The 25882-nt window shown below is 34.6% G+C and carries 20 protein-coding genes; 9 read left to right on the forward strand and 11 right to left on the reverse strand.

The genetic code is table 11. The annotated features are described in order from the left end of the window. Positions 1-61: 61 nt before the first annotated feature. Together CG11_RS29775 and CG11_RS29780 are read left to right on the forward strand one after the other, a co-directional pair. Positions 62-502, forward strand: coding sequence for a DUF6340 family protein (locus CG11_RS29775; RefSeq protein ID WP_052598941.1), 441 nt, complete (start codon positions 62-64; stop codon positions 500-502). Continuing rightward, a complete protein-coding gene (locus CG11_RS29780; protein ID WP_052598942.1) occupies positions 447-1100 on the forward strand; it encodes a DUF6340 family protein in 654 nt (217 codons plus the stop codon). Before CG11_RS29775 ends, CG11_RS29780 begins: the two co-directional genes overlap by 56 nt. Before the next feature lie 96 nt (positions 1101-1196). Here CG11_RS29780 and CG11_RS21695 read toward each other — a convergent pair whose 3' ends face one another. The 4 genes from CG11_RS21695 to yaaA form a co-directional block, all read right to left on the reverse strand. Then, complete coding sequence (locus CG11_RS21695) at positions 1197-2915, reverse strand: hypothetical protein (protein WP_052598943.1); 1719 nt, start codon at positions 2913-2915, stop codon at positions 1197-1199. A gap of 163 nt (positions 2916-3078) precedes the next feature. Beyond that, positions 3079-5958, reverse strand: a complete 2880-nt coding sequence (locus CG11_RS21700) for a hypothetical protein (protein ID WP_052598944.1) — start codon at positions 5956-5958, stop codon at positions 3079-3081. 128 nt (positions 5959-6086) lie between these two features. Then, entirely contained in the window at positions 6087-7313 is a 1227-nt protein-coding gene (locus tag CG11_RS21705) for a glycosyltransferase family 4 protein (RefSeq protein WP_052598945.1), read from the reverse strand. A gap of 51 nt (positions 7314-7364) precedes the next feature. Beyond that, complete coding sequence (yaaA, locus tag CG11_RS21710; protein ID WP_052598946.1) at positions 7365-8114, reverse strand: peroxide stress protein YaaA; 750 nt, start codon at positions 8112-8114, stop codon at positions 7365-7367. A 326-nt stretch (positions 8115-8440) separates the two neighbouring features. Here yaaA and CG11_RS21715 point away from each other — a divergent pair, with 326 nt between their 5' ends. After that, the gene (locus tag CG11_RS21715) at positions 8441-9190 is read left to right on the forward strand and encodes a glycosyltransferase family 2 protein (protein WP_052599052.1); all 750 of its coding nucleotides are present in this window, start codon (positions 8441-8443) and stop codon (positions 9188-9190) included. A gap of 418 nt (positions 9191-9608) precedes the next feature. Here CG11_RS21715 and CG11_RS21720 read toward each other — a convergent pair whose 3' ends face one another. Together CG11_RS21720 and CG11_RS21725 are read right to left on the reverse strand one after the other, a co-directional pair. After that, positions 9609-10667, reverse strand: a complete 1059-nt coding sequence (locus CG11_RS21720; RefSeq protein WP_052598947.1) for a class I fructose-bisphosphate aldolase — start codon at positions 10665-10667, stop codon at positions 9609-9611. A 333-nt stretch (positions 10668-11000) separates the two neighbouring features. Further along, positions 11001-12182 (reverse strand): WG repeat-containing protein, encoded by a 1182-nt coding sequence (locus tag CG11_RS21725; RefSeq protein ID WP_052598948.1) that lies wholly within the window; start codon positions 12180-12182, stop codon positions 11001-11003. Between the two features lie 663 nt (positions 12183-12845). Here CG11_RS21725 and CG11_RS21735 point away from each other — a divergent pair. After that, positions 12846-13433 carry an outer membrane beta-barrel protein gene (locus CG11_RS21735; protein ID WP_197043905.1) on the forward strand — a complete coding sequence of 196 codons (588 nt, stop codon included), beginning with the start codon at positions 12846-12848 and terminating at the stop codon, positions 13431-13433. 65 nt (positions 13434-13498) lie between these two features. On the opposite strand, the gene CG11_RS21740 is transcribed toward CG11_RS21735, so the two are convergent. Next, positions 13499-13771: a hypothetical protein gene (locus CG11_RS21740; protein ID WP_052598951.1), complete on the reverse strand. Its 273-nt coding sequence runs from the start codon at positions 13769-13771 to the stop codon at positions 13499-13501. 12 nt (positions 13772-13783) lie between these two features. Beyond that, complete coding sequence (locus tag CG11_RS21745) at positions 13784-14131, reverse strand: hypothetical protein (RefSeq protein WP_052598952.1); 348 nt, start codon at positions 14129-14131, stop codon at positions 13784-13786. Between the two features lie 535 nt (positions 14132-14666). Here CG11_RS21745 and CG11_RS21750 point away from each other — a divergent pair. Beyond that, the gene (locus tag CG11_RS21750; protein ID WP_052598953.1) at positions 14667-15248 is read left to right on the forward strand and encodes an outer membrane beta-barrel protein; all 582 of its coding nucleotides are present in this window, start codon (positions 14667-14669) and stop codon (positions 15246-15248) included. 345 nt (positions 15249-15593) lie between these two features. Here the strand turns inward: CG11_RS21750 and CG11_RS21755 are convergent, their stop codons facing one another. Continuing rightward, on the reverse strand, positions 15594-16697 hold the full coding sequence (locus CG11_RS21755) for an endonuclease (protein WP_052598954.1): 1104 nt from the start codon (positions 16695-16697) through the stop codon (positions 15594-15596). A 395-nt stretch (positions 16698-17092) separates the two neighbouring features. On the opposite strand from CG11_RS21755, the gene CG11_RS21760 reads away from it, so the two are divergent. The 3 genes from CG11_RS21760 to CG11_RS21770 all read left to right on the forward strand — a co-directional run bounded on the left by CG11_RS21760 (position 17093) and on the right by CG11_RS21770 (position 21488). Next, positions 17093-17983: an alpha/beta hydrolase gene (locus tag CG11_RS21760; RefSeq protein ID WP_052598955.1), complete on the forward strand. Its 891-nt coding sequence runs from the start codon at positions 17093-17095 to the stop codon at positions 17981-17983. A 151-nt stretch (positions 17984-18134) separates the two neighbouring features. Further along, positions 18135-18836, forward strand: coding sequence for a peroxiredoxin (locus tag CG11_RS21765; protein ID WP_052598956.1), 702 nt, complete (start codon positions 18135-18137; stop codon positions 18834-18836). Between the two features lie 378 nt (positions 18837-19214). Next, positions 19215-21488 carry a VIT domain-containing protein gene (locus tag CG11_RS21770; protein WP_052598957.1) on the forward strand — a complete coding sequence of 758 codons (2274 nt, stop codon included), beginning with the start codon at positions 19215-19217 and terminating at the stop codon, positions 21486-21488. Between the two features lie 156 nt (positions 21489-21644). Here CG11_RS21770 and CG11_RS21775 read toward each other — a convergent pair whose 3' ends face one another. Next, the gene (locus CG11_RS21775; RefSeq protein ID WP_156039852.1) at positions 21645-22817 is read right to left on the reverse strand and encodes a hypothetical protein; all 1173 of its coding nucleotides are present in this window, start codon (positions 22815-22817) and stop codon (positions 21645-21647) included. Between the two features lie 347 nt (positions 22818-23164). On the opposite strand from CG11_RS21775, the gene CG11_RS29275 reads away from it, so the two are divergent. Then, on the forward strand, positions 23165-24010 hold the full coding sequence (locus tag CG11_RS29275) for a leucine-rich repeat domain-containing protein (protein ID WP_052598959.1): 846 nt from the start codon (positions 23165-23167) through the stop codon (positions 24008-24010). Positions 24011-24246: 236 nt separating this feature from the next. On the opposite strand, the gene CG11_RS21785 is transcribed toward CG11_RS29275, so the two are convergent. Further along, a complete protein-coding gene (locus CG11_RS21785; RefSeq protein ID WP_156039853.1) occupies positions 24247-25749 on the reverse strand; it encodes a hypothetical protein in 1503 nt (500 codons plus the stop codon). Positions 25750-25882 lie beyond the last annotated feature (133 nt).

A 25882-nucleotide genomic window follows, 5' to 3' on the forward strand; every position in this document is an offset into this window, starting at 1 on the left:
CTTTGCTTTGTTAAGCACTAAAATCGACTTATGCTCTTACAACAACTAAAATAACCAGATTATGAGATTCTTCTTTTTACTATCAATACTTTCTATTTTTTTGGGTGCTTGTGGTACGAATATTATGACCTTAAGTGTAACAGAACCCGCCCCCGTTACCATTCCAGCAGATGTACGAAAAGCAGCTATCATTGCTCGGACGAAAGTAACCAAGGACAATGATGTGTTAAACAAAATCGATCAAGTACTCTCCATTGAAGGCAAGGTCTTAGATAGTTTGGGCGCACAAGCCTGTTTAGTGGGACTTTACGACGATTTGATACAAAACCAACGCTTCGATTCTGTTGTACTCCTAGATAGTTTCGAATTAGAAAATCCAAATTTGAGGCAAGCAGCAGCCCCCTTGAATTGGAATAAAGTAGCAGCAATTTGTCAAGCTCAACAAGTTGATTTACTTTTTTGTTTTAGAACATTACGACACAGACACAAAGATTGCCTATAGTACGGCTCCTGTTACCATTACGACTCCCATTGGGCTAGAAGTCCCTGGCTTAGAGCATCAAGCTCAAGTTACTACCTTTATCAATACTACTTGGCGAATTTACGATCCACTTACTAAAACCATTTATGACGAGTTTCCAGGAACGAGACGTTTTGTTTCAGTTGGTAAAGGCATTAATCCTACCGTTGCCATTCAAGCCATCAAAAACCGAAAAAACTTGGTAGAACAAAACAGCCGTGAAATTGGCAGTCTGTATGCTAGACGATTACTTCCTTATCGAATTCGAGTCTCTAGAGATTACTTTGTAGGTGGAAGTCCCAATTTTAAAATTGCCAAACGTAGAGCACAAACGGGCAATTGGGATGGCGCCGCAGAACTTTGGCTACAAGAGTCTAAAAGCGATAAACGAATTCCTGCTGGCAGAGGTGCTTATAATATGGCTATTAGTAATGAAATCAATGGCAATCTAGAAGAAGCTATTCGCTGGGCACAGAAAGCCTATGAAGACTACAATATTCGTGAAGCTTTGGATTATGTTAAGATTCTACACAATCGCCAAGCAAAACGCCGCTTGTTGGAAGTGCAAGACAGGCAATAATAATTAACTTTTTTACTAAAAAACAGGAGCGATGCCCATTGAGGTATCGCTCCTGTTCATTAAATAATTTATTATTAGCCAATAGACGTATGTGCTCTAAACGACCGTAGACATAATGCCTCCACCTATGGCAGCAGCAGCAGACATTAATATAGTGGCAACAAGCCACCATGATGCGGATACCGCTGCTTGACGCAAATGCTCTGCATGAATCACTAATTTGCGCTCTGTGTTATTTACGGTGCTTGTTATTTTATCATTTACCTTGTTCAATTTCAATGTCAAATCGTTTTTAGCACTTTCTACCATATCAGCTAAATTATTGATATCCTTTTTATCAATCCATGGTGTGTTCGTTAATAAAGCCACCAATGTATTTCTATCAAAAGTATTTAAACGATGTTTTAAGATATCCAAACTATCATTAGGATTATTCAATACATTTTTGACATCTGCTTTCAGTAAATGATATTGCAATTCAGGCGCATCCGTTGTATCTATAAATGCTCGAACCTTATTTTCAAAAGATGCCAATAGATTCTCAATTTCTGGATCTTCATTCGTAATTCCCAAACGCTCTCTAGTGGTAACGATACTTGATTCAATCCGAGTAGCATATTCTTCAATCTTGCTGCGCTCCAAAGATGTATTTTCATCCAGTAGATTGATAATATCTTTTCGTTTCCATGTCCCCATTTTATCAAACAAGCGATTTATTTTTCCTTGTGGATTATTCATAAAATCGCTCCACAATTCTTGTATTCTCTCTGGACTCATGTCCCTATCCGTATTCGTTCGGATTTTATGTTTGATTTCATCAATTTTTTGATCAACATTCTCTTCGTCTACAGGTGATAATTCAAGCACATTGAGCAAACTCTCTTGCCAATCATTTCCATCATTATAGGCATCTTTAATTTCTGCCAATAAGCGTTTTAATTCGTCTACTTTCTTCTGCCCTTCTTCTGTATCGGTATTTCCAGCAGTTTGTATAGCTCCATTAATAATTGTCTGAACCGCCATCCATTTTGCAGCACTAGATTTTGAATTGGCATCTTTTCCCACACTAGCAGCGATTTTTTTCAAATCTTTCTTTAGTGTTTTATAACTCGGCATATTTTTATTTTGCTGATCAACAAAGTTTTTAATGCTATTCATCACCCCCTTCATATCAAACTCACTAGAAAATTCCTTTCTCGCTTTCTCGATTGTTCTATCTACCAATTTTTGAGCTTTTTTTTCTGGTGATGTACTAAACATAGAAGCTATTTTGCTCCCAGATGCTTTTATTCCAGCTATAGCCGTGCCGATCAAGCCACCTAATGCAGTCCCAACCATTTTGCTTTCCAAGTAAAATAGGAGCATAAAAAAAGTAGCCCAAATTACCAACGATAAACTAATGCTTGTTACACTACTTGCCATAGGCACCAATTTTAAAGCAAAAAACGTTGCTCCAAGTAAGGATAAAGCAACCGTCAACATATTCCAAACACCAATTCCAGATGTCACTTTCACGCCCATAGGAATAGATTTCTCTAATCGGTCGTCGTCATCATCCTCTTCAGTATCTCCAAGATGATCGTACTTATATTCTGCATAACTTTTTTTTAGATTTCCAACAGTAGTCACCCCTGCTGCAACAGAAAGAACCGTTAAAAAAAATTGAAAACCAAGTGCCAATAATACTCCTGACAAGATGACCATTAAATACCTTGGATAGCCTGTTTGTACAGGTACAGTCACGTCAACATCTTGTGCCCATACCGTTTGTGTCAATAAGATGATAATAAATAACAGATTAAATAGTTTTTTCATTTTTTATATTGATTTTTGATTAGCTAATATTTTTAATATCAACAAATTAAACACAAAATAATGTGCTTTAAATTTAAATGTGTGTTATAATAACTAAAACACATATTCATCAAAAATGTTTAAAAAATGTTAAAATATTTTGTTTTCTAAAATTTTATACTTATCACAACCAATGTGCTTTAAATTGTTTCCATTTTGATTTATCAACCCCCTTTAAATTTCCTATTTTTCCTTCCTTAGCAGTAGCTTTTAAGATACCATTCTGCCATTCAAAAATAATCCAATCTGCATTTTTCAAAAGCCACCCATAGGTTAGTATTAATCCTTTTTCATGCACTTCGACTACCACTTTTCCTTTTGCCCGATACCCCTTTTCCCCTTTACTTTTTATCTTTAAATAACTACCTTGACTAGTCCAAGCATTCTCATCATTATTCCAAATCAATGTCATTGAGTCTAAGCTGTAATTAAAAGTATCATGTATAACAAAGGTTCCCGTCAGATCTTCGATATAAGCATCGGATTCTATCGTCAGTACGGAGTCGTGCAAGTGCAAAAAAGCATTTCCTATTCTAATAGGCGTTATGTGAATCAAATGTAGTAAGCCGTGATTCAAATCGTATCTTCCTTTAGAAGCATAAAAAGGAAAGCTGAGCTTGCTCCCTTCCCTTTTAATAACAACTTTCCCTCCTTCTTGTTCTGGCTCTAAGTAAAGTAAATTGCTTTGCCAATCCCAATCAAGTTCCTTGCAATTTGCGACATAGCCATTATAAGGAAAAGCAACAATCGTATTTTTATCTTGGCAAACAAACCTTGCCTTTTCTCTTTCAAAATCCAATTCCATCCGAATACGCTCGCATTCAATACCAAATTGATCCACCCCTTTTATTTTTAGTAACAAATCGACCGAATTAGACGTCAATCTGCTTGCTCCTATCTTATAATCTCCATCAGGATTCGATACAATGACCGCTTGTTCCCAATCCAAGGTTCCTTTGCCTACAGTCTCTTTGGCTCCTATTTGCAACTGCCCATCTAACTTATAAATTTGATTGTTATAATAAAAATGAAATGGAAAGCCCTCTGTAAAAAGAGAGTTTAAATACATACAATTCTCATAAGGCTTCCACAACATTCGAAGATGTGTTGCCTTTATTTTAGGACAAATCATGGTCTTCCTTACGATCAAACTATCTACCTGTTTTGCAATAACTTGTTCAGGCTGAAAATTAAAAACATCACAACCCAATGTAGCGTTTAGATAAGTCAACCGACCATTCCCCTCTAAGCCTTTGTTAGAAAGTTTAATTTGTCCTGAAAACATTCCTTTTCCGCCAATATTTCCCTTCCAATAAATTGGAATTCTCTTACCTATAATCGTTGTATCAAAGCCTAAAGATAAATCGGATAATTGTATTGTTAAATGATTATTTAAAACAGGTAAAATTTTGGATGAGTAAAATTTTCCTTTAAAAATAAAATCTTTTAAATTAAGGTCATTCAGTTGTTTTAAATAAAAAGGCTCCAACTCAAAATAAAAATTCTTGCGAGGATAAATTACGTTTTGATTGTTTGTAGTAGGTTCATAATATGCTTTCGTTTTAGAAGTTAGCACCAAAACAGGGGCATCAACAGTTGTTGTCTGCTCTTTAGGTTGATGGTAAAAAGAATCCATCAACAAATAACCACTCCCTTCTTCTATTGCAGTTGGAATGTACTCTAATTTATGGGTAGGTTTTCCTTTTTCATCCAAAGCCCTTTTTAGGGTAATAACAGGCGGCTCTATCCTCCATTCATTTTGAATTCTAGCTCGCTTGTAAATCGCCAACTGTAAACGATTTATTTTCGGCAAATTGACTTGATAACCTTGATAATTAAACTGGATATTACGACCACTAAAACAGGTCTTACCAACATAAAGCTGCCCGTCAAACTTAAGATTTCGATAAGGTAATAAAGACAGATTACCCCTTGGCACTGCTACTACTTGCTGAGGCATACTCAAAATGACATTTTTCACATTAGGAACAAGCAACTCTTGCGTTTCCATATTTAAAACGACACGCCCTTCTTCGGTACAAAATTTCAAATGATCATAATCTGATATTGACTCTTGATTTATTGCTGCCACATAATGAAATAATTTTTGTTGCAACTGTACCTGTTTCGTTGATTCCTCATAAATTAAAAACCCATCCTTGACCATTCTCCAATAAAGTGGCAGTACTACATTTTCTTCCAATACAGTATTGGAAAACAATTGCTTCAGGTCTTGCACATTGATGCCTGCAAATTTAAAAACTAAGGGATAACCTTTTTGGAAAACTCTAAAATCTTCTTGTTCTCTTATTATTTTAAATGTTGGATTTTTCTCGGCTTTTTTTACCTCATCTTCATCCATCAAAACAACTCCTTCTAAGCGTTTGTCTAATAGTAAAGCAAGTTCTTGTACATCAAACCAAACCTTTTCTTTTTTCATTTTTTGAGCATACAAAGCCATTTTCACTAAAGGATTGGTCGTTCCCAACCCTTGATAAGCTTCCATTAAAGCTGCATTAAAATAATTAAAAGATGTAATGCATATAGCACTTTTTTCATTCACCAAATACAGTTTCTTTCGTTTTATTTGCCACTCTATAATTGGAACTTCTAGCTCTACTTGGTGTAGTGTACTGATGTAATAAGGTGGGTAATTTCCTGTTGCAGGAATTTCTGTTCTAAGAGTATAGTTTTCCCTACTGTATTGAAAAAACACATTTGAATGAACAATAGAGTCTATCTGTCCTTCGGAGTGATGCAAATAGAGTGTAATTTTTCCTTCTTCCGCTCGAATGTATTGATCTTGAACATCAAATTTCTGACTTCTACAAACTGCTAGCACATTTCCCCTCCCATCTTTCAGCACAACTTCCCATAAAAGATTAGAAGGCTGTTCGTTTCTTATCAGCTCATAATGAACCATTGTATCCAACTGCTGTGCAGTTGCCATTCCCCCGACAGCAAGCCAATACACAAAACACCATAAAAACGGAAACTTCTTCATAGACTTGTATTTAATCCCTCTCGCTCAAAATTAAAGCCATAAGGTATTATCAATATACAAATTTACGTTTAAAGTTATCAGGTTATACGCCTCTACTATTTATGAAAAGAACAACCACACATCCCCTATTAATTCCCAACACTAGACACTGATGGAGAACTAATTAATTCGCTGTAAAAATCCAACAAACGTTTTCCTATCGACAAATTATCATAATACTCATGAATAAAATCAGAAGCAGCGGTTCCAATTGCTTGAATCATGTTAGGTTGTTGGCTACAAATTATAATTTCATTGACAAAATCTGCAACCGTGTTAGCAATCAAAACTTGCTCCCCGTGTTTGGCATGAATTCCTTCAAGTCCTAAATCGGTACTTAACACCACCTTTCCCAAAGCCATTCCTTCCAAAATTTTCACACGCATTCCACTTCCTGAAAAAAGTGGCACCAACATCACATCATGAGAGTTGATAAAATCGGCAGCATCAGGAACTTCGCCATGGATAACCACATTTTTCCATTCTTTTGCTAACAAATTTTCTGGTGTATTTCTACCAGCAATATGAAAAACAGCTTGTGGAGCTTTTTCCAATACCTTAGGCCAGACTTTCTCCAAAATCCATTCAATTCCTTCCGTATTGGGCATCCAATCCAATGAGCCTATAAAACAAAATGTAGGTACTTTGTGTTCGGTTGCTTCTATTGTATAATCTTTTAATTCCAAGCCAATTGGCGCGACATGAGCAGGAATAGTGCAACCTAATTGTTTAAAAAAGTTTAAATCCCTCTCGGTGATGGCAACCATCATATCATACTTATTTAGATACTCTAACTCAAAGTTTTCTAAACGCCGAGTCAATAAGCTTAGATACATTTTCTTTGCTCCCAACGAAGTGTTTTCTGTAATCCGCTTCCAAATTTCATGCTCTACATTGTGTGAACGCATGACAATTTTCGCTTTAGAATAACTGCGAATCAAGTCTACATATGGCGCCAAGTAAAGTGTTTCTAGTTGAATTATATCATACTCTTTGGCTTTTAGCAATTCAATTAATTTTAACTGAAATTTGGGAGAAACAAATCTAGAGATATGGTAAGATTGACTACTAAACAAATTTAGAAAAGCATCCTTTGCCTTTACTCGATTATCGACATCTACCAAATGAATGGATTCGTAGTGATTAAAATCTTTCGGCAAGGTACTTTTGTCAAAAAAATGCTTGGTTGTGTTCATACTCAATAAGGTTATTTCACAATCCAATTGATGCAGTGCTTGTGCCAAATAAGTGACCGCAATAGCTTCTCCATCCTTCAAGGGAAAAGGAAATTTTTTACACAACTGAAGTATTCTCATCTTTTTCTGTTTTCTCAATAACGATTAAAAGCCCAGCAAATTGGTTTCACTCTATCGAGTAAATACATAATGACGTTCACTTGACAATGCTTCATTAAACTGGTAGTCTTCCATGTCAAATCCTTTCATTTCTTCGGGCTTTTCTAGGCGATTTTTAACGACATAATTACACATCATGCCTCTTGCTTTTTTAGCATAAAAAGCAACCACCTTATATTTTCCATTTTTGTTTTCTTTAAAATCTACTGTCCACAAATTTCCTTCCAAAGCTTCTTTTTTCACAGACTTAAAATATTCGTTGGAAGCTAGGTTAATAATGTCTTTGGCACCAGACGCATTTATTTGCTGGGTAATTCTATCTCCCCAAAATTCATACAAGTTATTTTTGCGTCTGATTTTCAATTTTGTTCCCATCTCTAAGCGGTAAGCTTGCATCAAATCCAATGGACGCAAAAAACCATATAAACCCGACAAAATACCAATGTGCTCCTGAGCAAAATCTAAATCGGCTTCGTTAAACTCTTCTACCGACAATCCTTGATAGACATCGCCTTTAAAAGCCAAAATTGCCTGTTTGGCATTGGAACGATCAAATGGCAATGAAAAATCTTGATAACGCGTAACATTCAAGTCTGCTATCTTTTCACTTACTCCCATCAAGTCCTGTACTTTTTTAGAGTTGAGCTTTTTCAATTTGTCCACTAGCGTTTGACTTTGCTCCAAGAGTTGTGGTTGAGTATGTTTTTCAATATTAGTTGCATCGAAATCCAATGTTTTGGCTGGAGATATTAATAGTAACATAAGTTTATTCTATGAATATTTGTTTTAATAGGCAACGAATTGCCTTTGATTCAAAAGCTGTGTCACAGAATAGTAGCAGCGCAGCTAACTATTGAGAACACAACAGTACAAAATTAATACTAAAAAGAGAAATGAAGTAATAAATAACCCATGTTGTCTAAAAACAATTTTAAAATCATTTATTTTAGGGTAGATTGCATTTATTTTTTAATTTTGGGTTCTTCTTCATATCATAAATAGAAATCAGTACCTACAAAAAATCTAAATTTTAACTAATTTAATACACTGTCGATTTTTTGGGGTTACTTACTACCATTTTAATCTTTATGTACAAAAATAAAAAAGTTGTTGTTGTTTTGCCTGCTTATAATGCTGCTGAAACACTTGAAATGACCTACAATGAAATTCCTTTTGATTTAGTTGACGAGGTTATTCTATGTGATGATGCTAGTAAAGATCATACCGCAGAGGTAGGAAAACAATTAGGTATCCAACATATTATTATCCACAAAAATAACAAAGGGTATGGTGGCAATCAAAAATCACTGTACAATAAAGCGTTAGAAATTGGGGCAGACATTGTTATCATGTTGCACCCTGATTATCAATATACTCCTAAACTAATTCCGTCAATGGTCAATATTATTGGCGAAGACTTATATCCTGTTGTTTTAGGTTCTAGAATTTTAGGGAAAGGTGCTTTAAAAGGAGGTATGCCTCTTTATAAATATATTGCCAATCGCTTTTTGACCTTCTCTCAAAATCTTTTAATTCGCTACAAATTATCAGAATACCATACTGGATACCGTTCTTTCAGCAAAGAAGTGTTAGAGACAATTAACTTCAATGCCAACGACGACGATTTTGTATTTGATAATGAAATGCTTTCTCAGATTATTTATGCAGGTTTTGATATTGGTGAAGTGACTTGTCCAACCAAGTATTTTGACGAAGCATCATCAATCAATTTGCAACGTTCTATCAAATATGGTTTGGGGGTATTAGGGGTCTCCTTCAAACACTTTTTTAATAAATTAGGAATTCTCAAATCACCGATTTACAAGCGCTTAAAGTAACAACATTTTCTATTTCAGAAGTGCATAGTATTGGTCGTTAGAAATCAAATCTATCTTTCGGCTAATGACAAACCTATGTCTATATTTTATGCATAAAAGGCATCTCAATAGGGATTTTATCCTACGTTCACCTATAACATTACTCCGTTAAAAAATCGTATTACTATAACTAGTAGTTCGTTGATTTTTTACTTTTTTACCAAAAAGATAAAAAAGCACATTTATATTAGTTTGATAATCAAAATTTTAACACAAAATACGATAAAATCATAACTTATTAATTATCAAACTAATAAAGTTTTTCAACGAACTATTGTATAACATAACAACGACTATTAGTTTAACAAAAATAGGAGCCACTGAAAACAAACAGTGACTCCTATTTTTTTGTTTTTATATCCGTTGGGATTTACTTGGACTAAGCCAGATCAATTGCATCGCAAAGATAAACATCTTGTACAGCGTTGATAATTTCAACTCCTTCTTGAACTGGTTTTTGGAATGCTTTTCTTCCTAATATCAATCCCATTCCTCCAGCACGTTTGTTGATAACTGCTGTTTCAACAGCATCTTGCAAATCGTTTCCTCCTGAAGCACCTCCTGAGTTGATCAACCCAATACGCCCCATATATCCATTCGCTACTTGGTAGCGACACAGATCAATTGGATGATCAGTAGATAATTCGCTATACATTTTATCGTGTGTCTTTCCAAAACCAATATTGGTAAATCCACCATTATTAACAGGCAATTTTTGCTTCACAATATCCGCTTGAATAGTTGCTCCAATGTGATTTGCTTGTCCTGTCAAGTCTGTTGCCGCATGATAATCTACACCATCTTTTTTAAAGGCATTATTACGAGTATAACACCATAAAATAGTTGCCATTCCCAATTCGTGTGCGTAATCAAAAGCTTCTGCTACTTCTATAATTTGACGGTTAGATGTTTCTGCGCCAAAATAAATTGTTGCACCAACAGCCACAGCTCCCATATCCCAAGCATTTTTGATACTACCAAACATAATTTGATCGTATTTGTTAGGATAAGTCATCAATTCATTGTGATTAATCTTAACGACAAAAGGAATTTTGTGTGCGTACTTACGAGCGACAGAAGCTAATACGCCATAACTACTAGCCACAGCATTACACCCCGCTTCCATTGCCAATTTAACAATATTCTCTGAGTCAAAATATCTAGGATTGGGCGCAAAAGAAGCTCCTGCGGTATGTTCTAATCCTTGATCTACTGGCAAAATAGACACATAACCTGTTCCGCTCAATCGACCATTGTTATACAAAGCATCTAAGCTTCTAAGTGTTTGAATATTACGGTTAGATCCGCTCCATACGTCATCAATAAAATTGGGACTTGGTGTGTACAATGTACTCTTATCAAATGTTTTACATTCGTGCTCCAAGTGAAGCTTGGATTTCTCTTCTCCCAATATGCCAGTAATCTTATCCAAGGACATAATTTGCTATTTTTTTTGTTCTTATGATCTAAAAACAAGTACCTACGCAACGGTTATTTATCAATAATAAAATTTAGGTTTGTTGTTATTTTAGCTATTTTAAGATAACCACACTCCTATCTTATAATGAAAAATCGTCTTGTAAAAGAAAAAATAAGTTATTGATTTAGACCAGTATATTTATAATTATAGATTTCGCCGTAAAAATAGTATTTTTTGAGACACTAGGCATAAAATTTTACAATTATATTAGCAGACCTTTAATTACTTTACAAACTCACTCGTCTGATCCTCCAATTCATAAAAAATATTGTCCGCACGATTTCATGTTTTTTAATCAACCCACCAGACAACTTGACCTTTTGAATTTAAATATCCCTGTTTACCTTCTTGTTCTATTTTGGCTAAGCCATGCAAAAAGGGTTCTGCTTTGGTGTATTGAAAATCAGCAACAACAGTCCCTTTTTTATCTATATATCCCCAAGCTCCTTGTTTGCAAACGGCAACAAAACCCTCCGAAAAATTAGGGGCACCACATACATCATAAACAAGTGGAATCACCAAAACACCTTGCCGATTAATAAACCCAATTTTACCATCTTTGTGTACTTGAGCCAAGCCATCTGAAAACACTCCTAATAAATCATAGTCATCTTGTAATAATGATTGTCCATTTTTATCAATCAAATCCCATTCATTATCAACGAACACACGAGCTACTCCCTCTACAAAAGGCTCTACTTTGTCATACTGATAATCGATCACTTCTTTACCTTCTTTATTAATATAACCCCACTTTTTGTTCATTTGCACCCCAGCTAGCCCCTCAGAAAAAGGACTTGTACTATGGTAAATCATTTGAATTTTTAACTTTCCATCCACATTCATATATCCCCCTTGTTCGTTTCTTGCTACAGCAATTAGACCTTCAGAAAAGACTCCTACTCGATCGCAAAAAGCAGGCATCACCATTTTGCCTTCTTGATTCACTAGCCCAATTTTGCTATGCTTACCTACTCCTGCCAAAGGACCAGTATATCCTTGTACAAAGTCGTATTCCAGAGGTACAACAACAACTCCTTTTTTATTAATGAACCCCCATTTTCCATTTTTTTGCACATAGGCCATACCATTAGACAAAAAATGCCACCCGTATTCATAGATTAGAGGAATAACAACCTTTCCTTTCATATTAATATACCCATACTTCCCTCCTTTTTTCACCAATGCCAGCCCATCGTAAAAAGGAAACGCCTTGTCGTATTCAATAGGAATAACAACCGTTCCATCTTCGCTTATATACCCCCATTTATCATCCAATTGTACCACAGCCAAGGTGTTCTGAAAGTCAAATACCTTGTCATAAATTGCAGGCACTTTCCAAGTCCCCTCTGTATCTAAAAAACCCCATTTATTAGCTACTTTTATTTTTCGTAAATTAAAGTTTATATCAACCTCCGCTATTTGTGCCGATAAGGTGTTTGCAATTAAGCAAAATAGGAATAAAAAACGCATTGGAATATAATTTTCGGTAAGGGTTACCTTGGTAAAAAATGATTTTAACAAGGTGCAAAAAAACAAAAACAACGCCACAAAATGAACATTTTAGCCTTTTCCTTGTTGTATTTATAGTTTTAAGCATTCTAAAACAGAATAAATTATTCAATCTTCTTAGTAATAGTAGTTCGTTGATTTTTTACTTTTTTACCAAAAAAATAAAAAAGCACATTTATATTAGTTTGATAATCAAAATTTTAACAGAAAACACAGTAAATCTACAACTTGCTGATTATCAAACTAATAAAGTTTTTCAACGAACTATTGTAGTAAGTTATTTGTAACTTATACCCAGAAGACTCAATCAAGGTTTTGCGTTGATTAATATTAAAATTATTAAGAGAAATAAAGTAATGTTCTAAATAGAATTTCAACCAACAAGAGCTCGTTTTGTTGATATATTAATTTGATTAATAAACCATTGTTACAAGATATTATAAAAGTCTACAACTTTCAAAAATTCAAAATTAGGCATGCCCAGTTGTAGGTAATTAATTATAAAATTTGCTTCCAGTAGTAACACCTATTTCAAAATAGGTTTGGCGAAGCATACCACAATTTAATCATTCCAACTTTTGGTAGCCTCGCTTCTAGATGTTGGTAACCATAAAACAAAAAATCATGCATTTACATAAATATTTCACAGGAGTAGTCATTGGGCTATTATTATTTTTAGGAATAGAACAAAGTCAAGCACAAATATTTAGACCGGGTTTAAAAGTAGGTTTGACAACATCTAACTTAGTAACAGAAGGGATTCCAACAACAGGCTTGACAACCGGTTTTATCGCAGAACACAAATTGACAAACTGGTTTTTGATCCGACACGAATACAATTTGTTATGGCATGGAACCGACAAGCACGCTTGGGAACGTGATGACATTGATTACTTCGCATTTGGCTTACCAGTAATGGTCGAATTTATGCCAATTCAAAATCTTTATTTGGGCACAGGTATGGAACTAGATTTCTTAACCCATACAAGAGGTGCTGCTATGCCCAACAACCGATTTAATTTAGGACTATTGGCTCATATAGAATATCGCATTGCGAATCAACTAGGCTTAGGACTACGTTATGTCCACAACTTAGGAAACTTTAGCGATATTAGACAGATTGGTGAGGTTGCTTACGACCCTAATGAGCCAAGCCTTGCTTTTCCAGGGTCTTCTTTTCAAGCAACCCTTTCATACCATTTTTGTCGATAATTAAATCACATCTAAAAAAGTCATTCTAATTCCTTAGGATGGCTTTTTTTTTATCAACTTCTATTTTAGCCCTTTGGAATATTGCAACTTGTTTTGGGCAATAAAACACCATCCACGCTATAAATATGGTCTAAGCGAACAATAGTTTCACTTTTCAACAGCATAAATTCCTCCCCATTTTTGGTGTAAACATCTTTTATGATGTCCTTGCAAGTTTCTTTTTCTCCATCTTTTGTATAATAAACAATTTCTACTTGCTTTCTAAACGTCGCTTTTTCTAGTAAAACATCGTGAAAAGAACAGTTAATTGGTTCGTATTTTTTTTTATAATCTGACATATTGATACTTTATTAATTTATTGCATGAGTGCTGCGCAGTTGATAATCAACAAATTGAAAACTCATTGCGTTTTGCGTTAAAATTTTGATTATCAACTGCGCAGCACTCACAGCTGATTTGTTGTGTCTACTTTCTAATAACAACTCTTTCTGCTCTTTGTTGTAAATAAAATTATGGACTCCTTTGGTATACACTTTAGCACCTTTGTTAGCAATTCGGAGATGATTGGGACTAACTACTTTTTCTAAATAAAATTCTTCCGACCAAACATCTCCTCGTTCAGTATAGTTTGCACATACACACAAGTTATTTGATTTCAAATCAATATCTAGCCTTACTACTCGATCAAATAATTTCATAAAAATTTATAGGCAAAATAGAATTCTTTTTACACTATTCTTCATCAAAAAATCTCGTTTTAACCCACTACCACGAAGTAACACCACAGGTAAAACTTCAATTCTTTTCTTTGAACAGCACTAAAAACAATTGCATTTTTAGTGATACTTTTTTTCTGTCCACTTACTTAAGTTTTATTTTTTACCATTAAATACAAGCACTTTGGCATAAAAAATGTTTTATTAGAATTAAAGCGACTCAATAAAAAACGATTTTGTTCGTTTGATTAAAAAGAAAGATTCCAAACAACTAAATATTAATAGGGCAACTAAGCATTTTTTGAAGATACTAATGATTTCATGAAAATAGTTGCGCTTCATATCTACATCCCAACTTTATGGCATAGTTTTTACATTTTTTATACAACCACACTTCTAGACAACAGGATTCCACCTAACGAGGGATACTGTCTTAAGTCAGTTATTTATAAGCCTAGAATATTTTTACAATTAGACTCTTTCTAAAAGTAGGTAATATTCTCCAAAACGAAGTATTATGGGTATTCAAAAATTGTTTGTAAGCGTTGCTGTATGTGCTTTATTATTGATAGGAACAAACCAAAGTCAAGCACAGTTTTTTAAAATGGGGATTAAAGGTGGACTGACCACTTCCAATTTATTCACACAAGGTACTCCTACCATGGGTATGACAGGAGGTTTGATGGGCGAATTTAAATTCGTCAACTGGCTGCGTTTACGAACAGAAGCCAATGTTTTGTGGCACGGAACCGACAAGCATTTTTGGGAGCAAGATGACGTTGATTATTTTGCAGTTGGATTGCCCGCTATGTTAGAATTTATGCCTGTTAAAAACTTTTTTATTGGTGCGGGTGCTGAACTAGATTACCTAGTCCATGCACAAGGTGCGGATATGCCCAACAATCGATTCAACTTTGGCTTGGTAGGTCATATTGAGTATCGTTTTTTCAGCAAATTGGGCTTAGGAATTCGCTATGTACACAATCTTGGCAACTTTAATAAAATTGGACAAATTGGCGATTCTGTTAGCAATCCAAACCAACCTACAGCTGCTTTTCCTAGCTCTTCTGTACAAGTATCTTTATCTTATCTTTTTTAATAGAAATTAGCATTCCTTCAAACCAAATAGGAGCCATTTTCATCTCAAGAACAGGAATTAAATAGACGACTAAAAGAATCTTTTCTTAAAACAACGTTGTGGGTAAGGCTTTTTTTAGGAACCATTATTTAAACAGTAAGTAAGTAGACTAATTCTGTTCTTAGTTGTTTATACATAGTAAGTAAGTTTTGTAAATGCTTAGCACTTGTTGCTAAGCATTTTTTATTTAAATTTAGAAATGAAACGCTGCTATAGCCTTACTTTTACACGTTTAAATTAGACTATAATGCCATTAGGGTTAATTAGGCACTCAAAGCTATCTTATTGATTGCTTGAATAGTACATTTAGTGCTTAATTGTAAACTGTTTGACCAAATTAATAACATGTCCATTTTGTTCCAAACTAAGACGATAAGCATACACTCCACTTGCCCAATCTGTGCAGACAATATTTTTTTGAAAAAGACCAGCGTCTTGCTCCCCCAACGACAGCGTTTTTAAACACTGCCCTGTCGAATTATAAATACTAATTTGAACCATCGTAGGACGACTTAACTCGTATTGAATGGTCGTGCTTGTAGTTGCAGGATTAGGAAAATTGGCATATAATTCTGCCCCAAAATCAGCCAAAGTATTATAACTAGTAAAACAGCTGTTGGCAGGCAAATATGGGCAATAGGTTCTGTATGGCAAGCTACAATCTAAGACAAAAGGATTTGCCTTTCCTTCTTGATAATGTGCTATAATCTGTGTGCGTTCCCACTCTAAACTGTCAACAGGATCATCCAAGTGCCATTGGCAAATAGTAGGCAACTGCTTTGCAAAAAAAGTAGGATCAGCGGCATCTGCTTCCGCTTTGTACATCGTATAAAAGTAAAAAATTGCACGGGCAGCATTGCCCTTATGCGCTTCCTTGGGTTCGAAAACTTCGGCATTAAAATCTAATTCACTATACCATGTTGCTTCTTTGGTTGGATAACTTTCTGTCACTGCGTTGTAGAACCAAGCAGTTGTTTTTTCATCTGCTATTTCTGCATAGGGAAAATTATTTCGAGCAGAATTAACAGCTGCACGAACAGGAAATAAATGATGCAAATCGCTACGAGCATTTCCTTGACCCGCTCCTTTACTTTGAGGATACGTATGTTCTGTATTAATTCCGTTAGCACTACCTCCATTATACAAATTGGTAGAAGGATCTACTTGAGTATTCAAATGCAAGGCATGCCCTGTGTATACACAACGTACACTATCCTCCAATGCATATACCTTAGCAAAAAGTGTATCTCTCGCATCATCATAATCTAAAACAAAACTAGGTTTATACAAATCCACTAATTCATCTAGTAATTCTTGACCATTTTGGTTTAATAATAGTTGTTGCTGATCGTATTGGGCTTGTACAATTGGAGCGATAAAAATTAATAAAAAACATAATTTTTGTCGCATAAAATCTAATTTTACAATAAAGCCATTATTAAAACTGTTTTGGCTATATGATTGGACAAGATTGTTACTGAATTAGTGGCAGTTATATTAAAACTTCAACAATATTAATTTAGCATCTATACATACAATATCCAAGCGTCCTATCAATGTTAGCACAGTCGATTAAAGGCGTTCTTAGGTGGAATAAAATAATTAATTAAGGCATTTTAAAAATACTCTTTTTTATTGCTTTTTTCAAATTTATGGTAGGTTTGGTCTAAAAGTTTTTATTTTTTCTGTTAAATAATGAACCTTATCATGTTTTTTACTTAAAGTTTTATTATATTAATAAGCAGACACTTACATATTATTTTAAAATATCATTTTATTATAAGCGTTTCCCAAACACCTTTTAAATGACTACACATTTACATGCTACAATTTACATTTGCATATATTTATTTATCATAACACTAAGTAGTTGTGAGACTTCTTCTGCCCCATCCCAGAATGAGCACTCGCTGGTGCCTACTACTCCTAAGCCCCCTCTTGCAACACCCAATTTGATCGTCATTGATAGTCTTGGGCACTTAGACAGTATTACCAATAAACACAGCAATGCTTACAAACGTATTCAATTTAGGTCTTTAGACAGCTTACTGATTGATGCCAATTATTACTATAGCAGCGACAGTGCTCCCAACATCTTACTTTGTCATCAAGCAAGGTGGAACAAATATGAATACGACTCTATAGCTGTTGTCTTACAACATAATGGTTACAATTGTTTGGCTATTGACCAACGTTCTGGTGGCACGATGGACGTAGATGGGATTCATCCCATTAATGCAACTCATCAAAGAGCAATGGCAGCAGGTTTGCCTACCGAGTATCTTGATGCTGAACAAGATATCGTTGCAGCTATTGATTATTTTTATAAACAAGCCAAACATCCAATTATTATTTGGGGTTCTTCTTATTCTTCTACACTAGCACTCTATAATGGATTGAACAATAATAAAGTTTTTGCTGTTGTGTCATTCAGTCCTGGTAATTACTTTAGCAGTCAGAAAGGATCTCTAATTCCATTAATCACAACAAGTGCACAACCTTTTTTTATTACTTCTTCAAAAAAAGAAGCAGAAGGAATTAAAAATTTAATTCAAAAGACAAAACAAAACAACCAACAAATACAATTTATACCTAAAGGAGATGGTTATCATGGTTCTAGAGTTTTATGGGCTAGCAAAGAAGGTCACGAAGAATATTGGGCGGCTATTTTTAGTTTCTTAGAAAGCCTAAATTAGGCTTCTCAAAGTTCAAATAAATCTTTTTTTTTGTTAATTTTATCAATATGGCTTTGATCCCCACATCAATTAAAGCCATCGTTCAATCCATATCAACTATCTTCTTAAAATTATATTCTTTTTAGTATGTTTGCTTGAATTTAGATTCCCTATGAAATATTTTAACTATACCATACTCTTATTGCTCATTTTAAGCGCTTGCAAAGATCCAAGCAAGGAGAAGATTACTTTTGAAGATATCAAAGACTCTAGTCATCGAGCTGCTCCTACCAAAATAGAAGAGAACATTACTTTTTTTGATACTCAAAACAAAATAATTTCAACCGATAAATTCAATCAGTTGCTAGCAGAAGGGCTTTATCTTTCAGAACAAAAACAGAAGATAGATGGTTCTGAAGAAGTGCATTTAGTTTCTATAAAAGAACACGCCAAGAAACTCGAAGCTCAGCCTTTACCTGATTTTGAATTGTCTAATCTAAGAGGGGATCGATATACCAAACAAAGCCTTGCTGGCAAAGTTACTATCTTAAGTTTTTGGTTTACTGCTTCTCATATCTGCACCAAAGATATTCAAGACTTAAACGCTTTGGCTAAAAAATATGCTAATAATAAGAACTGCATTTGGATTGCTCCTGCATTGGATAGTCCTGCCAATTTATCCCGTTTCTTAAGAGGCAAGAGTTGGAATTTTGACTTTGCTGCTGATCAAGAATTATTGGCTTTAAAATTTGGTATTATTACCTATCCAACTCATCTTATTATCGACAAACAAGGCAATATTTCCAAAGCTGTTATTCGCCATCCAAAAACGAATGAAGTAGTAGAACAAACCATTCAAAACCTACTCAGTTGAGCCAATTATTGACAGACTTATTGCTCTCTCAAATCGTCATCCATACAACATACTTGAACAAGTCATCTTATTATCCATATCGTAATTTTTGTAGTGCTGATTTCAACAAACAGCACTATTTTTTTTTGATACACACAACCATATCCACACAAAGTGCATCTCTATTTTTAAGTACGCAACCAATATTTAATAAAACAAAAATAATTTATTGATTTGCCCAAGTAAGTTGATACTCATAATATTTAATGAGTAGAGCAACGCTATTTCGGATATTTCAAAAACAGTTAGTCATAAAATTATCACTTGAGCTGGTTGCTCTTTATTGTCAACAAATACCTCGTTGTTGATTACCTCTTAAACCAACAAACAAAACAAATCATGCAAAAAATAATTTTATTAGTAACAACCACCTTGTTGTTTAATATTGCTGCAAGCTACGCAGGAGGATTCATTATTGTTATGCCTGATAAGCACAGTAACCCCAACGCTATTATTCCTGGTCAACCCAATCCTGCTTTATTTCCCCTAGAATCTAGATCCACACAAGTTAATACGTCTATCAGTGGTCAAACAGCAACAACTACGATAAAGCAAGTTTTTTTCAATCCAACCAATCGCCAATTAGAAGGTTACTTCTTGTTCCCTGTTCCTAAAGATGTTGTTATTTCCAAATTTACAATGGATATTAATGGCGTTAAGCATGAAGCAGAGTTATTGGACGCAACCAAAGCTCGAAAAATTTACGAAGAAATTGTCCGTCGTTCCAAAGACCCTGCTTTATTGGAGTATTATGGAAAAGGGATGTTCAGAGTGCGTATTTTTCCAATTCTAGCTAAAAAAGAACAAAAGATACAACTAACATACACAGAAACCCTTTCTAAAAATAATGGTACCATCGAGTATAGTTTTCCTATGAATACCGAAAAATATTCTGCCAAACCTATCCAGCAAATTAGTTTTAAAATTGATATTGATGGAAAAGAAAAAATTAAAACAGTTTACTGTCCCACACATCCTGTCGAAATCATCCGCAAAGGAGCAGAAAAAGCAACCGTTGGTTTTGAAGCAAGCAATGTAAAATCAGATCGAGATTTCAAATTATACTTTAATTTAGACAACAGTAAACTAGGGCTTTCTTTGCTCAACTACAAAATGCCCAACGAAGATGGCTATTTCTTTCTCAACCTAAGCCCTGGCTTTGGGAATGAACATGAAATCGTTGCCAAAGATATTGTTTTTGTCATGGATAAATCTGGCTCTATGGCCAGTGACAAACTAGATCAAGCAAAAAAAGCTTTGCGTTTTTGCGTAGAGAATCTAAATAAAAACGACCGTTTTGAAATTATCCCTTTCTCTACAGAAGCTACCTCTTTATTTGGAAAAGTCGAACAGTTGAATACATCCAACAAACAGAAAGCCATTGACTTTATAGACGACATTAACCCTATTGGAGGAACAAACATTGAAGAGGCACTAGATTTGGCACTTTCTGCACAAGAAACCAATAGCAAAAGACCTTTCTTTGTCGTCTTTATGACAGATGGAAAACCTACCATTGGTGAAACGGAAGAAGATCCATTATTAAAGAAAGTAGCGGCAATGAACAAGAAAAATGTACGTATTTTTACTTTTGGAATTGGCACAAATCTCAATACTCATTTACTAGATAAAATTACAGCAAGCACCAACGCTTATCGAACTTATGTCTTGCCTGATGAAGATATTGAACTTAAAGTCTCTGACTTTTATAGCAAGGCTTCCTCTCCTGTGCTTACTGATATAAGCATAGAGTTTGATAAAAATGTGCGCATATCGGATGTTTACGACAAAAAATTGCCTGACTTATTTAAAGGTGGTTCGATCAGCTTAATGGGACGCTATAAAGGATCTGGAAAATCAACGATTACCGTAAGTGGTAATATCAATGGTGCTCGCAAAACATTTCAATATTCTGTTGATTTGTCCAACGAAAATACCGAGCTGGATTTTATTCCCAATCTCTGGGCTTCTAGGGCAGTAGGATATCTCTTGGATCAAATTCGTTTGCATGGTGAGAACGAAGAATTGGTCAAAGAAGTAACTCGCTTAGCAAAAAAGCATGGAATTATCACGCCTTATACTTCCTATCTTATTTTAGAAGATGAAGCAGTTGCTTCTAGAAATCAAGCAATTCAAGAACAGGATTTGATTTTAAGACCTCGTGCTTTAGATGCCCCACAACTGTCCGATGATATAGATTTTGAAGAAGAAGTAGAAACTATTGCTGGTTTTGGTGCTAATGCCAAAAAGAAAGATGGAAAGTCCTCTGTCCGTGCTAGTAAAGAAAGTCAAACCATGAACAAAGCTTCTAACTTAGCTGAAATTAAACAAGGTGTCGAACGATTGGCTTACAAAGATAGTTCTGGCAAGCATCGCAACCTATCTGAGGGAATTGTCAACATACAAGGACGTGCGATGTACAATAACAACAACGAATGGTTGGACGCTAATATCTCTCTCAATCAGAATAAAAATATTAAAACCAATCGAATTAAATTTAATTCTGAAGCTTATTTCAAACTAATGGAAAATCAAGAAGCCGTTGCGTTTTTAGCACTAGGCAAAAATGTACGCTTTATGATGAATAATGAGGTATACGAAATTCATGAATAAAAAAACTTAATCAATTGCTCTGTCTCGTGGTGGAGGCAGATTAAATGGTGTGTGACCAAAGTAGCGTGGTGGCTGCTTTGGTCCTTTTTTATAACAAAAAAGCACAACCACTCTAACAACGGCTGTGCTCTTATCTTTTTAGGTCTAATTGAAGGCTTAAATATCTTCGACTTTACGAACAAACATTGGTCCTGAATTTAAAAAATTTCCCATAGCGTCAACTCGATTAATAATAGGCGCAAAACCAACGTAACGAATGCTCAATGACTTTGTTTTATCGTTCCATACCCAGTCCTGTAACAACCGCAAATTTTTAATATCGCTGCCATTCATCTTAGATTTTACCACTTGATTGGTTTCTTTAAAAGTCTTAGGATCAAAGGTAATAATAGTATCAATAGACGCTCCTAAATGCTTTGTCTCTTCAGCCTTTAAGTATTCTGTGCCATCAGCATCAAAAGTATAGCCCAATTTAGTGGTTGCAGCATTTTCTCTAAACCCTTTCATCATCATTTCAATAACCACACTAATATCTTGTTCTTGCTTTATCATTTTAACTGTAGATAAATCAAAGTTTCGATACATACGTTTTGCCCAAGTAACCGTTGAGGATGATAAATCTGGTGCTGCTGTCAATGCTTCTGGCTTCATCCAAAAAAGAGGTTTTAAATCTGCTGGACTAGCAGGAGTATTGGAAGTTTTTTCGTATGCCAATGGAGCGATAGCCAAGGCAATGGATTTAAAAGTCATCTCTTTTTGGCTATAATAAATTACTTGACGCAGTCTAAATGCTCTGACTGTTTCTGGGTCTAATGCGTTTACTACTACTTGCTGTTGCTCTTTCATCGTCTTCGGATCAAATGTAAAAATAGTATCGACTCGACCAATCAAACGCTCTACTTCTTTTGAAGCATATTTGTCCTTTAAAGTGGCATCTTTGTAAAATGTCATTTCACGACGATTTTTGAGCACCTTTTCAAATAAATCATGGTCGTCATTGTGAGAAGCATTCAAATCCGTTACTTGATACTTCAATATTTTGAAACTGTTTCGACTCTTAAAGCCTAAATTCTCCATCAGTAATCTTTCGGGATCTTCCTTATCATAATCCCATCGGTTGTAGTTGAGCGCATAATCTACTTCAGCTTCTCCCAACCAAATAATATCCGCATTTTGTTCCAATTCGCTCAAAGTGGGAATTGCTTCTTTTTTAGGCTTTTTAGTTTCTAGATTCGTTGTTGTAACATGATCTGTAGAGCCTGTTTCGGTAGACGTACAGCTTGTCATCAACAATGCAGACAAACTCATTGTCTGTATTAAATAAGTCATTTTCACAGTGAGGTTGATTTTGTAAGAGAGTATTCTCTTCTTAGTTTAAACTATTTATTTATATAATATATAATACACCAAGGAGAATAGGTTACAGAAATATTGTACTAGAAAATGCTAAAATTTTATTGCATGGGAACTTTTCTTAAAAAGATGCCGTTAAGGGGGTTATAATGATAACCTAGTGTATTTTCTCAAAAATCACTACATCCACTTTTTTGCCGTTATGAAAGTCTAAAACTAGATACTTACTCTTTTTTATAAGCCTTTGACAAATTGCTTACTATTTGTACAACATGAATGCCCATTCATGTACATAGGCTATTGATAACGCAAAAAATAATAACATGATAACTACAGATATAGATTTTGATAGAGTAAAAGCTCTATTAGCAAGCCCCCTTGAGCAAAATCAACGGGTTAGTTTAGCCTTACTCAATAGTATTAAAATACCCCAAGATGAAACATTAGCAGAATTGATGACCAATAGCAATGATAAGTTATTGTGGTGCATCGAGTTTGATCTAACAGAAAAAGTAACAATCATCAAACTCGAACAGGGATTTAGCCGCCGTAATATTTCTTTAGCTCCTTTTGTAAATCTCGAAAAGCTATACTTTAATCAACAAAATTGGAACAGAGGACAAATTCCGTTTGCTACTTTGAAGGGAATTAAAACCGTTAGTCTTACAGGGCATCAATTGCATGAGTTTCCTAAAAATATTCGAGTACTAAACCAATTAGAAACGCTCTATCTAGGAAAAAATAGATTCATAAAAATTCCTGCGGAAATCGGTCAATTAAAGATGTTGAGAGTGCTCATTCTTTCTAGAAATAGATTAAAAAGCCTTCCAACGCACCTTTTCAGATTAAGCCATTTAAACAATTTAAATCTTAGTAACAATCATTTGACAACAATACCTAGAGATATTGGTTTGTTGCAGAATTTAGAGATATTAAATGTAGCATCTAATAAACTAAGGGATTTACCAACGAGTATTGGCGAACTTCGTCAGTTAAAAATTCTAAACCTAAATGGCAATCACTTGGAAACCTTGCCCAATCAAATTCGTAATTTGACGCAATTGGAAACACTCCATCTAAGAGGAAACCCTATTGCTAAAAATAAAGGACTCCTCAATCACTTACAAAGATTGCTGCCCAACACAAGCCTACTTTTTAACAAAAAATAAGCACACACAACAATAATAACAATTTATAAAAATAAATATTTCAAAAAATCGACATTTGCGTGAACTATTTTAGTCACTTTGCTGTTATAGTGTTCGTACGATTGTTCTAAAGAAGGCTTCCAAAGTCTTCTTTTTTTATGCCCTTTTTTATGGTTGGTTTGACCAAAGACAAAACAACTCCTCATTCGTTCACCCATCTACCAGACCCCAGACACTCCTTCTATTAGTTAGTACAATTACTTTTTATAAAAAAAAGTCAACTTACTATTTTCACTATCTAGTACTACGTTTTTAAGACCTCTTTTTTGGAGCGTTTTTACCAATTTGCTGACGACTACTTCCAACTTATTATTTCTATTATCCTGAACTATTACAATTGAATTCATATTCAATTGTCCAGTATTTTCTTTCGAAGGCAAATCAATAGAGCCAGTTAGAACTTTATTATTTAATAGAACATTGTACGCATCTAATTCAATAATATGCTCCTCAAACGGTAATTCAAGATTTGCAGCAGCAATTTTCAGCCCTGAAAACTCCGTAAGAAGAGGCGAGTACTCATAAATAGTTGTTCCTTTTTTTCGAATGGAGTCTACCAGACATTGAGTGTATAATTTGTAATTTAGATTAGGTTTCCCTCCTTTTTGATTGGTCACAATATCTGCTTCAATTATATCCATAAGAATGCCTGTTCCTGTGATTTCAGAAGTTGGCATACAGATTTCATAGGAGTAAGCATTCAGCCCTTTAATACTTGAATAATGTAGGTTTGAAACTTCACAAAGTATTGTACTACCAATAGGCACATTAGAACTATCAAGCTTGGGTCTATTTTCCACAGAGTTCCATTCTCGAATCATATCTGGCGAGAGCTTGATGCTAACATAATTTGCCCTTATATCAGCTTCTACCGTGGGATTGATAATATGCCGTTGAATCGAAGCATACGAAATGTTCCCTAACCAACGACCAAATAAATAACGCAACCGTTTTTCAATTTTATCATCAGCCTTTCTTAATTTTTTCCCATATAGAACAAAATGCTCCAAGGCAATTTTTGTAAGGTCAACGTTTTGTTTACGAAACTGGAGTAAGTATTGTCGAATGCTATCTTGGTAGGTCTTTGCTTTGAATTCTGAAAGCTGGATTTTATTTCTTTTTATTACTTTACGAATGAACTTCTTCATAGATAACTCTTTGCCTTTACCTTTCCACTGTAGTGGACCTGTTTCTATAGCTATTTTAAGAAACTTCATGTCATCTATACGAGCACGAGCTTTTAGAATTCGGTAATAAGACTCTGGAGAATAATCAAAACTGGTAAAGTCAAACTCTGGTAAGTATGTTTTTATATCGTGTCGATACGATACTTCTAGAGGTAATAGATAAAAGATTTTATCCTTTGTGCAAGGTAGCAAGTCAATAGTGTAATATTTTGAAGGATGTTTTAGACGAATCTTATCGTATGAAACTGCCTTGAGTTCGTAATTAGACACTATTCGGTTATCGCCTCCTATTAAATCTCTATAAAAAATAAATTCGTATAGTTCCTTTCCATTTTCTAACTCCCAACCCAAAACATTATTGAATTCGTCAAAGCTTATAAAATCTTTTAGCAAATTAGAGAATTTTGCCTCTATATCGTCTCCAATACAAACGCATTTGCTTGTGTCATTTTGCGCAAACACAACCTGACTGCTCATCAACAGGAAAAACAACAATGATTTTATTGAATTCATCTTTAGGCATTTATATTTTGATGGTAGTTTATTGATTCCTATAAGAATACACAATTAAGTAATCGTTCATAAAAATTTATAGGCAAAATAGAATTCTTTTTGCACTGTTCTTCATCAAAAAATCTCGTTTTAG

It is taken from the genome of Aureispira sp. CCB-QB1, from assembly GCF_000724545.1.
Classification (GTDB): Bacteria; Bacteroidota; Bacteroidia; order Chitinophagales; family Saprospiraceae; genus Aureispira.